Below are 10494 nucleotides of genomic sequence, written 5' to 3'. Positions count from 1 at the left end.
CCGGACGGGACTCTCACCCGCAGGTCTGGTGGAGCATGGACGTGCTCCTCTTTCTCGTCCTTCAGGACGCACCATGGAATGAGCATACAGGCCGCGTCGCACGCATTGCCATGGAACGGTCATGGTCAACGGGCACCGCCCCGATGCGTCACGTTGTCTGTCGCACCGAGGAGTACTTCCAGATGTCTCGACATCGCCATGACATGGTCTCTTCACCTCGCGAGTCATCATCCCGATGACTCCGACCACACCCCCATGCGAATCCTCCTCACCGCCCTGGTCCTGCTGAGCACGCCCGTTCTCGCCCAGCCTCCCTCCGCGTCGGCGCCGAAGACGGAGAGCTTCATCCGTCAGCTCGTGGAGACGCGCTACTTCAACAGCGGCCGGCCCTCGTCCACGAGCTTCACGCCGGACGAGCAGACGCTCCTCTTCCTGCGCACCGCGGAGGGCTCGCGAGCCACCGCGCTCCACGCCTTCGACACCGCCACGGGACAGACGCGGGAGTACCTCACCGCGGAGAGCCTCCTCCAGCGTGCACGGGAGAGCCTCACCGCCCAGGCGAAGGTGAAGCTGGAGCCCGTGCGCGCCTCACCGCGAGGCCTGAGCTCCTATGCGCTGTCCGAGGATGGCGAGAAGCTGCTCGTGGGGATGTCGGGCAAGCAGTACGTCGTCGCGCGCGCCTCCGGGAAGGTGACGGAGCTGAAGCTGGGCGAGGGCGCGATGGACGTGCGCTTCTCGCCGGATGCGACGCAGGTGGCCTACGTGCGGGGCCACGACGTGTATCGCCTGGACCTCGCGACCAACACCGAGCGGGCGGTGACGAAGGGAGGCACGGAGGACAAGAGCCACGGGACGCCGGAGTTCATCGCCACCGCGGAGATGATGCGCTTCTCCGGCTACTGGTGGAGCCCGGACGGCAAGTCCTTGGCCTACACGGAGTCCGACTCGAGCGGGGTGGAGAAGCTCGTCGTCCCGGACGCGCTGAATCCCGAGCGGGAGGGACAGCGGCTCGCCTATCCGCGCGCGGGCAAGCCCAACGCGCGGGTGCGGCTGGGCATCCTCCCCGTCACGGGTGGCAAGACGACGTGGGTGCAGTGGGATGCACAGAAGTATCCCTACCTCGCCACGGTGCGCTGGCCGGCGAAGGGGCCGCTGACGGTGCTGGTGCAGAACCGCGCGCAGACGGAGGAGCTGCTGCTCGCGGTGGACCCGAGGACGGGGAGCACGCGCACGCTGCTGGTGGAGAAGGACGACGCCTGGCTCACATTGCATCAGACGTTCCCCCACTGGCTCGCGGATGGGAGCGGGTTTCTCTGGTACACCGAGCGCAACGGGGCGGGTGAGCTGGAGCTGCGCGATGTCACGGGCAAGCTCGTGCGCTCGCTCGTGTCGCCCGACGCGGGCTTCTACGACCTGGTGGGCTACGTGGAGCAGGACGGCACGGTGTACTTCTCCGGCGGCACCGCGTCGGAGGAGCGCTACGTGTGGCGGCTGAGCCCGGGAGGCAAGCCGACGCGGGTCACGAGCGAGCGCCCCGCGCTGGAGCAGGCGAAGCTCTCCAAGCGGGGCGGGTTCCTGGCATTGAGCGCCGAGGGGCCGCGGCGGATGAAGAACACCACGGTGCTGAAGGCGGATGGCACGCGGGTGGGAGAGCTGCCCTCGCTGGCGAAGGTGCCGGCGCTGCAGCCGCGCATCGAGGTGCGGCACGTGGGCAAGGAGCGCTATCCCACGTCGCTGGTGCGGCCTCGCGACGCGAAGCCCGGGGTGAAGCTGCCGGTCATCGTGGACATCTACGGCGGGCCCGGCATGGCGATGGTGTACCAGAGCATGATGCAGCACCTCACGGACCAGTGGCTGGCGGACCAGGGGTTCATCGTGGTGAAGCTCGACGGGCGCGGCGTGGCACCCACCGCGGACGCGAAGCTGCGCAAGCCGAAGTACGACTGGCCTCGCCTGGTGCTCGACGAGCAGGTGGCCGCGCTGCGCGCGCTCGCGGCCGAGGTGCCAGAGATGGACCTGGGCCGTGTGGGAATCACGGGCGCGAGCAACGGCGGCTATATGTCCGCGCTGGCGGTGCTCACGCGTCCGGATGTCTTCAAGGCCGCGGTGGCCGTGTCCTCGGTGACGGACTGGCGCGACTACGACTCACATTTGACGGAGCGCTTCTTCGGCCTGCCCGACGAGCAGCCGCAGGCCTACGAGCAGGCCTCGCTGCTCACGCACGTGAAGGCGGACAAGCCCATGGGCAAGCTGCTGGTGGTCCACGGCACGGCGGACGACAACGTCCTCTTCTTCCAGGCGCTCAAGCTGTCGGACGCACTGTTCCGCGCGGGCCAGCCCCATGAGCTGCTGCCCCTGAGCGGCATGGGGCACATGGTGTTCGACCCCGTGCTCGCCGAACGCCTGTGGGAGGAGACGGCGCGCTACTTCCACCAGCACCTGTAGCCGTCGGGACTGCTGGCATACTCCACGAGCAGCCAGCTTCTCCCCCACGGCGCACCACATCGACCAGAACGAAACCATGCGACTCCGCGCTTGCGCCGCACTCCTGCTCTTCAGCTCCGCCTGTGCCACGTCGACACCAAACCCAGGAGCGCGTACGTCCCGGAGCCCGAAGCTGGCCAACCTCCGGCGGGCCGCGACACTACCCTGGACTGACGGAGGACGGTGCGTCGTTCGCGAGGCCGCCCACCCCTGGCCCGTGCTCGCGGAGCGGTGCTTCGCGGCGCTCGACCATGACCGGGTCCGGCTGAATGACCGGACGGGACGATGTGCTGTCGCTTCTACGGCTGCGGCGGCGCTGGGCGTCGGCCTCTGCGTCCTCGCTGCGCCCGAAATCGTCGTGGGCGCGGTGATCGTCCTGGGCGCAGTGGTGGTGGGTGTCGCCATCAAGGAAGCGTTGGATGCGTATGCGCTGAGCGGGAATCGTCCGAACGAGGACGAGGCCACTCCCCGAACGAAGTCGGCTCCGCGAGACACCTCGGCGAATCGAAAGCCCACTCCAGACCCATCGGCACAGGACGCGTTTCCTCCTGTGCCAACAGGGCCTCGCGAACACGAGCGCCGCCCTGAGTGCAGACCCATCCCGGTTCCTCACGCAGGAGAGGACGCGCCGCACAATGCGTGCGCCGACAGGTTTCCACCCAACCGGTATCCAGGCATGGACGTCCTCGTGAACGGGGTTCGCTTCGATGCGCTGCAAGTTGGCGCGCGAGTGCTCTGGGAGATCAAGACCCACCGCTTCGATACCTATAACGGCTTCATCCAGAGTCAGGAGATAGAGAAGGAGATGGAGCAACTCGGCAGGGAGCGCAGAGCAGCCACGGCCTGCGGCTATGGCTTCGTCATCGGAGTGAGCACCACGGCCCATCGGGACATGCTGGAAGCACAGGACCCCACGCTCGATATCGTCGTCACGGGGTGCTCACGATGAACAAGAGCAGAACCCTCATCGTCATCGCCTACGCCCCAGCGCTCGCGAGGCACGATGACCGCGCGCTCGCCATCGTCCATGGCATGGAACAGTCGCTCCCTGGCTTGCGCCTGCAATGGAAGCTCGCCGGGGGCGGCCGCCCCATCGCATTGCCCGACCGTGATGCGTGGCTCACGGAGAACACCTTGGACGGGGCCTTCCCCCTCCTGTGCAACGGCGACGAGAGCTACCCCATCACGGTTTCGGGGAGGGACCGGTCCGGGCTCTTCAGCCCAGGCGGTCAGGACCAGGTCGAAGTCCATGCGCGACTGCCACTGGATGAAGGCGGAATCACCGCGGCGTCGGCCCTGCTCGAGGGCATGGCAGAGGGCGCGCGCGCGTTCTGGGGCCATGCGTCCCCGGACAGCTACGGCGCAGAGGTTGCGCGACAGTTTCGCCGCTCCCCCCAGGCCCCCGAGCGCTCTCCTCGCGGGCTTCCCATGCTCGACCTCCCGGAGAAACTCTCCGCGCCAGAGACACCCTGCTTCCTCGGGTGGCTGAACCACTGGTCCAGCGCCGCCGCCAAGCGCATCGGCTTCCCTGCCCCTACCCACGACACCGGACTGCTCTCACGAGCACGGCGCACGGCCTCGGGCGGGTGGGTTGTGCAGCTCACGGACGCGCCGCTCGACTACGACAACCCCTCCCACCTGGACGCGCTTCAGCGAGCCTATGAGCGCCTTCCCGCGATAGGTCGGCGCACGGCGTGAGTCGCGCCGGTCGGCAATTCCGGAAGCGGAAGACCCACGATGGCCTTCCGCCCCCGGGCGCTTCAAATCAGCGCAGCTTCGGCGGCAGCACCTTCAGCTGCGGCTTGACCACCTTCATGTCGCCGACGATGACGATGGTCATCGCGTCCTGCGCGAGCACCTTCGCCGCCACGGCGCGCACCTGGTCCGGCGTCACCGCCATCACCCGGCTCACGTAGTCCTTCAGGTACGTCTCCGGCAGGCCGTGCAGGTCCACGTAGCGCAGCTTGTAGATGAGCCCCGTGCGCGACGAGTTCTCCAGCAGGAACGCCCCCGCCAGGTAGTTCTGCACGTCGCGCAGCTCCTCCGCGGGCGGCGGCGTCTTCCTCAGCGTGTCCACCTCCTTGAGGATCTCCTTCAGCGAATCCCCCGTGTTCGCCGTCGTCACGTCCGCGTTCTGCACCCAGTACGCGTCCTCCACGTGCTCGGAGACCGCGCTGTACGGCGAGTACGCATAGCCCTTCTTCTCACGGATGTTCGACGTGACGCGCGAGCTGAAGTACCCACCCAGCATCGTGTTCAGCACATCCTGCGTGATGGCGTCCTCGCTCGTCGGCGGCAACGCCCTCGTCGCCACCCGCACCGTGGACTGCACCGAGCCCGGCCGGTCCAGGAACTGCACCGACTTCGCCACCTGCTGCTTCGGCACGTTCTTCACCCGCGCCGGGCCCGCGCGCCAGCCACCGAACGCCTCGCGCACCACCTTCTCCACCTCCGCGGGCTCGAAGCGCCCCACCACGTACAGCCGCGAGCGCGCCGCGCCCACGTTGGCCTCGTAGTGCTTGACCACCTGCTCCCGCGTGTACCGCTTGAGCTGCGCCTCCGTCGCCAGCCGGCGCCCGTACGGATGGTCCCCGTAGAGGGCCTTCGCCATCACCTCGTTGGCCAGCACCTGCGGCATCGTCCGGAACACCGCCAGCTCGCGAATCAGGTCCCCCTTCAGCCGCTCCACCTCCGACTCGGGGAAGGCCGGGTTCTGGACCACGTCCGCCACCAGCGACACCGCCTTCGGCGCGAACTCGGAGAGCACCTCCAGGCCCACGTAGGACTGGTCCTGCTCCGTGCCGATGTCCAGCTCCCCGCCCAGCTCGGCCGCCATCTGGGCCACCTGCGCCGCGGAGCGCGTCGTCGTGCCCTCCTTGAGCAGCTTGCCCGCCAGGTCGAACAGCCAGGTCTCGTCCGCCGTCTCATGGATGTTGCCCGTGTCCACCACCAGCTGGATGGCCACCTTCGGCATGTCGCCATACGGCAACAACGAGACCTCCAGCCCGTTGTCGAGCTTGAAGGACGTGCGCTGGGGCACATCGAAGGGCTTGGGCGCCGCCGGCGCCGGCGGAGCCTCCTTCGCGGCGGGCGCGGCCAGCACCGGCGCCGCCACCAGCCCGAACACCAACAGCGAGGACGCGACGAGACGGTTGCGAATGGAATGGAAGGTCATGTTCGCGTTCCTCAGTCAGCCAGGAGCGTCTGGGGGGAAGCCGACACCGTGAGCACCGTGCGGTTCGTCGGACGCAGGTACTCGCCGGCCGTGCGCTGAATCACCTCGGGCGTCACCTTCATCAGCTCGTCCTCGAGCCGGTTGATGCGCGCCGGGTCGTCGAAGAACAGCGCGGACGAGGCCAGCAGGTCCGCGCGCCCGAAGCCGAGCATGCCCTCCACGTGCGCGTACAACCGGGAGCGCGCCTTCACCCGCGCCCGCGCCAGCGTCTCGGCGTCCACCGGCTTCTCCACCAGCTTCGCCACCACCCCGTCGATCTCCCCGGCAATCGTCTCCGGCGAGATGACCGTGTCGTGGAACAGGTACACGGTCCACAGCATGGGCCCGTTGTAGTTCCACTGGTTGCCCAGCTCGTTCACCCCGCCGCTCAGCTCGCCGGCGATGCCCTTCTTCTGCACCAGCTGCTGGTAGAGCGCGCTGTCGCTGCCCTGCAGCAGGATTTCGTCGATGAGCGCCATCGCGTAGAACTCCGGCGTGCCCACCGCTGGCATGTGATAGCCCGCCGCGAACGCCGGCCGGGTGATGCGCGCGTCCTTCTTGTCGTGCCGCTTCTCCTTCTCCTGGCGGGGCTCGGAGATGTCCGGCAACTGCGGCACCGGCGCCTTGGGCAAGGGACCGAAGTACTGCTGCACCCAGCCCTTCACCTGCTCGGGCTCGAAGTCGCCCACCACCACCAACGCCGCGTTGCTCGGCGCATAGTACGTCTTGAAGAACGCCCGCACGTCCTCGAGCGTGGCGGCCTCCAGGTCCTTCAGGTCGCCGTAGAAGTTGTGCGCGTTGTACCAGTTGGTGTTCGCCACCTGCGGCAGGTCCAGCCACGGGAAGCCGCCATACGGCCGGTTGAGGACGTTGACCTTCACCTCGTTGGCCACCACGCCCTGCTGGTTCTTGAGATTCTCCTCCGTCACCTCCAGGCCGCGCATGCGGTCGGCCTCGGCCCACAGCATGGTCTCCAGCGTGTTGGACGGGACGATTTCGAAGTAGTTCGTGAAGTCGAACCGGGTGGAGCCGTTGAACATGCCGCCGTTCTTCTGGATGAGGCGCGCCAGCTCCATCTTCCCCAGGTTCGTCGAGCCCTGGAACATCATGTGCTCGAACAGGTGGGCGAAGCCCGTGCGGTTCCTCGGCTCGATGCGGAAGCCGATGTTGTAATAGACGCCGACCACCGCCTTGGGCACGGTCGTGTCGCGCGAGAGCACCACCCGCAAGCCGTTGTCGAGCTTGTAGTACTCCACCGGCACCTGGAGCTTCGGCGGCTGGGCGGCGGCCTCCACCTTCGCCGGCTCGGGCGCGGGCGGCGGGGGTGTGGGCTGTGCTGCTTCTCGTGACGCCGCGCACCCGAGGAACGCGGCGGCGGTAACCGCTCCGAGGACTCTCTTCATCGACCCTCCCTGGAACCTGGCCATGCGTCGAAACGACGAGGCCACTACGAGCCTGCGCGGGACGTGATTGCCCCGGCAGGTGAAACGACCCGCTCAGGCCACCACGAACGGGGACTGACAGTAGGAGCACACCACCTTGTCCCCCGGCAGCACGCCCGTGGCGCCCACGGGCGCGTCGCACGCGGGGCACCTGCGCGCCACGCTCTGCGAGTGGGCGAAGACGCTCCGGTGCACGTACTCGCGCGACTCCGACAGGTAGACCAGATCCACCTCCTGCCGGGCGATGCTCCTCGAGAGCAGCTCCCGCGCCTCGGGCTCCGACACCTTGAGGAGCCCGGCCACGTCGCTTTCGCGGATGCGCATCTGTGCTCGGACGAATCCAAACAGCAGCTCCCTGCGCCGTGCGTCGCGGAACGGCACCATGCCCTTCTTCCACGCGAAGCGCCCCACCCCGACGAACACGCCCGACACCAGCAGCAGCAACACGCCGTCCAAGGCCTTCTTCCCCTCACCCGGAGAAAAAATCCCCGATACCCCCACCACGCCCATCAACAGCCCGAACACGACGAGCGGCGCCCCCACCACCACCCCCACCCCTCCCAGGAGCTTCTTGAGCCCATCGGCGAGGCCCTCGGGACGAGGGTGCACCACCAGGTGGAGCGCAGGTGCGGGGGACGGCGGGGCATCATCGGAACGGCGCGGAGCAGTCATGGCGTCTCGGAGTCCAGCGGAAGACCAGGGCCGCCATCCTAGGGTCCGCGCCGCCTCCCCTGGCGCACGGAAATTCCGCGCCCGCCCAGGCCCCTCTCCACCCTGCCCGCATTCAATGACAGACGTGCAACCGCGTTGCGCGCGGCGTCACACGCCAGGCGCTCGGCCCGCACGGACGGGAAGTATCAATCCGCCCGAGGGTCCACGCTCACCCCGTCAATTTCCCTGCGGTTTTCCGCCTCGGAGGGGTGACACATCCAGGAGCCCATGGTAACCGGAACCTCCACCTCGTTGGTGGTCAAAAGGCACGTCTGACCATCGACTCACCTCTCATCCCAGGGCCGTTTCCGCGGAGCCTCGCGGAGGACCCTGTCATGCAAAGCGAGGAACCGCGTGAGCGCTTCATCCAACGCGGTGCGGTCTCTGTCCGTGGGACAGCGGTACCGTGCCTTCACCCACAGGAACCTGGACGAGTTGACCACCCGGGCGGGGCTCTCCGCGGAAGAGCGGCTGGCCGTGCAGGCGGTGGCCCAGGTGCTGCCCTTCCGGGTCAACAGCTACGTCGTCGAGGAGCTCATCGACTGGTCGGCCGCGCCGGACGACCCCCTCTACCGGCTGGTGTTCCCGCAGGCGGACATGCTGCCGGCCGAGGACGTGTCACGGCTGGTCGACCTGATGCGCGAGGGCACGGGCAGCCTGGAGCTGGCGGCGTACGTGCGTGAGGTGCGCGCGCGGCTCAATCCGCATCCGGCGGGGCAGATGGAGCTGAACGTGCCCCGGCAGGCGAACGAGGAGGCGCTCCCGGGGCTCCAGCACAAGTACCAGGAGACGGTGCTGTTCTTCCCGAAGCAAGGGCAGACGTGTCACGCCTACTGCACGTACTGCTTCCGCTGGGCGCAGTTCGTGGGGGACGCGGACCTGAAGTTCGCGTCGAAGGACATCGCGCCCATGGTGGACTACGTGCGCGAGCACGAGGAGGTCACCAACGTGCTCTTCACCGGGGGCGACCCCATGGTGATGGGCGAGGCGGTGCTGTCGCGCTACATCGAGCCGCTCCTGGGCATCGAGCACCTGGAGGCCATCCGCATCGGCACCAAGTCGCTGGCGTACTGGCCGCAGCGCTTCGTGACGGACCCGGACGCGGACGACACGCTGCGCCTGTTCGAGAAGGTGGTGGCGTCCGGCAAGAGCCTGGCCTTCATGGCGCACTTCTCCCATCCGCGGGAGATGGAGCCGGACATCGTCCAGGAGGCGGTGCGCCGCATCCGCTCCACCGGCGCGGTCATCCGCACCCAGGCGCCGCTCATCCGCGGCATCAACGACGACGCGGCCACGTGGGAGCGCATGTGGCGCACGCATCTGCGCCACGGCATGGTGCCGTATTACATGTTCGTCGAGCGGGACACGGGGCCGCAGGACTACTTCGCCGTGCCGCTCGCGTCCGCGTACGACATCTTCCAGCAGGCGTACCGGCGCGTGTCGGGGCTGGCGCGCACGGTGCGCGGGCCCTCCATGTCCGCCACGCCGGGCAAGGTGTGCGTGGACGGCGTGATGGAGCTGGGCGGTGAGAAGGTGTTCATGCTGCACTTCATCCAGGCGCGCGACGCGGAGCTGGTGGGCAAGCCCTTCTTCGCGCGCTACGACGAGCACGCCACGTGGCTGCATGACTTGAAGCCCGCGCTGGGTGCCTCGCGCTTCCCGTGGGAAGCGGACCTGTCCCTGGGGGAGGCCGCTAACCTCCCAGGATGAGGATGGCCATGCCCAGGATGAGCACGGCAATCATCCCGGACTTCAGCGCGATGTTGGCCTCGCGGAAGAAGAGCGCCGACAGCACGAAGCCGACGATGAGGCTCGTCCTGCGCAGCACGGACAGGTGCGTGACGAGCGCCTGGGGCTCGGAGATGGCGACGAAGTAGATGAGCTCCGCCGCCACCCACGAGCACCCCACCAGGGGGATGCCCCAGCTCCACGTGAGCCCCAGCCCCCACGCGCCCCGTCGCCACATGTACGGCACGAAGACGAGCGCGGACAGCAGGCAGCGCTGGAACGCGGAGCTGGCCTGCAGCTCCAGCACCGGCAGCGCCAGCCGCGCGACGAGGAACTTGTCGTAGACGGTGGTCGCCGCCGACAGCGCGGTGGCGGCGAGCATCCACCAGAAGGAGCGGCTCTTGGACAGCGCGAGGCCCTCCTTGCGGCCCACGATGGACAGCACGTAGTACGAGCAGACGGTGAGCATCAGCCCGAGGAACTGGAGGGGCGTGAGCAGCTCGCGGAACATCAGGAACCCGCCCGCGAGCGTCCACAGCGGGCCGGACGCTCGCACCGCTCCCGCGATGGAGATGGGCAGCTCGCGCACGGCGTAGTACGCGAGAATCCAAGAGGCCGTCATCGCCACGCCCTTGGGGAGCAGCCACGCCTGCTCGCGCCATGTCAGGCCGAAGGGGTCGATGGGCACGGGCAGCGCCCCCGGAATCAGCGCGGGCACCCAGCACAGCGCGCCGAAGAGGGAGGACCACATGACGACGGGGATGACGCTGTTGCCCGTCATCGCCTTCTTCGTCCAGACGTCATACAGGCCGAGCATCACGCCCGCGCCCAGGCCATACGCAATCCACATGGTGGGGCTTTCCGAGACAAGAGTGGGCCGCCCGGGCGCTCACGTCGCCCGGGTGGGGTGCTGGC

The 10494-nt window shown here is 68.2% G+C and carries 8 protein-coding genes; 4 read left to right on the top strand and 4 right to left on the bottom strand.

Annotation, left to right across the window (positions count from 1 at the left end; genetic code table 11):
* Nucleotides 1-255: 255 nt before the first annotated feature.
* The 3 genes from K8640_RS34195 to K8640_RS34185 all read left to right on the top strand — a co-directional run bounded on the left by K8640_RS34195 (nt 256) and on the right by K8640_RS34185 (nt 4182).
* On the top strand, nt 256-2445 hold the full coding sequence (locus K8640_RS34195; protein WP_223750911.1) for a DPP IV N-terminal domain-containing protein: 2190 nt from the start codon (nt 256-258) through the stop codon (nt 2443-2445).
* Nucleotides 2446-2521: 76 nt separating this feature from the next.
* The gene (locus K8640_RS34190) at nt 2522-3433 is read left to right on the top strand and encodes a DUF6310 domain-containing protein (RefSeq protein WP_223750910.1); all 912 of its coding nucleotides are present in this window, start codon (nt 2522-2524) and stop codon (nt 3431-3433) included.
* Nucleotides 3430-4182 carry a DUF5953 family protein gene (locus tag K8640_RS34185; protein ID WP_223750909.1) on the top strand — a complete coding sequence of 251 codons (753 nt, stop codon included), beginning with the start codon at nt 3430-3432 and terminating at the stop codon, nt 4180-4182. Before K8640_RS34190 ends, K8640_RS34185 begins: the two co-directional genes overlap by 4 nt.
* Before the next feature lie 67 nt (nt 4183-4249).
* Here K8640_RS34185 and K8640_RS34180 read toward each other — a convergent pair whose 3' ends face one another.
* The 3 genes from K8640_RS34180 to K8640_RS34170 form a co-directional block, all read right to left on the bottom strand.
* Nucleotides 4250-5659, bottom strand: a complete 1410-nt coding sequence (locus K8640_RS34180) for a pitrilysin family protein (RefSeq protein ID WP_223750908.1) — start codon at nt 5657-5659, stop codon at nt 4250-4252.
* An 11-nt stretch (nt 5660-5670) separates the two neighbouring features.
* On the bottom strand, nt 5671-7101 hold the full coding sequence (locus K8640_RS34175; protein ID WP_223750907.1) for a pitrilysin family protein: 1431 nt from the start codon (nt 7099-7101) through the stop codon (nt 5671-5673).
* 93 nt (nt 7102-7194) lie between these two features.
* Nucleotides 7195-7812 carry a hypothetical protein gene (locus K8640_RS34170; RefSeq protein ID WP_223750906.1) on the bottom strand — a complete coding sequence of 206 codons (618 nt, stop codon included), beginning with the start codon at nt 7810-7812 and terminating at the stop codon, nt 7195-7197.
* Between the two features lie 393 nt (nt 7813-8205).
* On the opposite strand from K8640_RS34170, the gene K8640_RS34165 reads away from it, so the two are divergent.
* On the top strand, nt 8206-9561 hold the full coding sequence (locus K8640_RS34165; RefSeq protein ID WP_223750905.1) for a lysine 2,3-aminomutase: 1356 nt from the start codon (nt 8206-8208) through the stop codon (nt 9559-9561).
* On the opposite strand, the gene K8640_RS34160 is transcribed toward K8640_RS34165, so the two are convergent.
* Nucleotides 9545-10429: a DMT family transporter gene (locus K8640_RS34160; RefSeq protein ID WP_074959133.1), complete on the bottom strand. Its 885-nt coding sequence runs from the start codon at nt 10427-10429 to the stop codon at nt 9545-9547. The genes K8640_RS34165 and K8640_RS34160 overlap by 17 nt on opposite strands.
* Between the last annotated feature and the right edge of the window lie 65 nt (nt 10430-10494).

The sequence above is a fragment of the Myxococcus sp. XM-1-1-1 genome, assembly GCF_020037095.1.
Lineage (GTDB): Bacteria > Myxococcota > Myxococcia > Myxococcales > Myxococcaceae > Myxococcus > Myxococcus fulvus.
The sequence above is the reverse complement of the archived record's forward strand: the minus strand, read 5'-3'. Positions and strand labels throughout refer to the sequence as shown.

Coding starts and splice junctions, on each gene's coding strand:
- K8640_RS34195 (WP_223750911.1), top strand. CDS start 256: ATGCGAATCCTCCTCACCGCCCTGGTCCTGCTGAGCACGCCCGTTCTC.
- K8640_RS34160 (WP_074959133.1), bottom strand. CDS start 10,429: ATGTGGATTGCGTATGGCCTGGGCGCGGGCGTGATGCTCGGCCTGTAT.
- K8640_RS34190 (WP_223750910.1), top strand. CDS start 2,522: ATGCGACTCCGCGCTTGCGCCGCACTCCTGCTCTTCAGCTCCGCCTGT.
- K8640_RS34180 (WP_223750908.1), bottom strand. CDS start 5,659: ATGACCTTCCATTCCATTCGCAACCGTCTCGTCGCGTCCTCGCTGTTG.
- K8640_RS34175 (WP_223750907.1), bottom strand. CDS start 7,101: ATGAAGAGAGTCCTCGGAGCGGTTACCGCCGCCGCGTTCCTCGGGTGC.
- K8640_RS34170 (WP_223750906.1), bottom strand. CDS start 7,812: ATGACTGCTCCGCGCCGTTCCGATGATGCCCCGCCGTCCCCCGCACCT.
- K8640_RS34185 (WP_223750909.1), top strand. CDS start 3,430: ATGAACAAGAGCAGAACCCTCATCGTCATCGCCTACGCCCCAGCGCTC.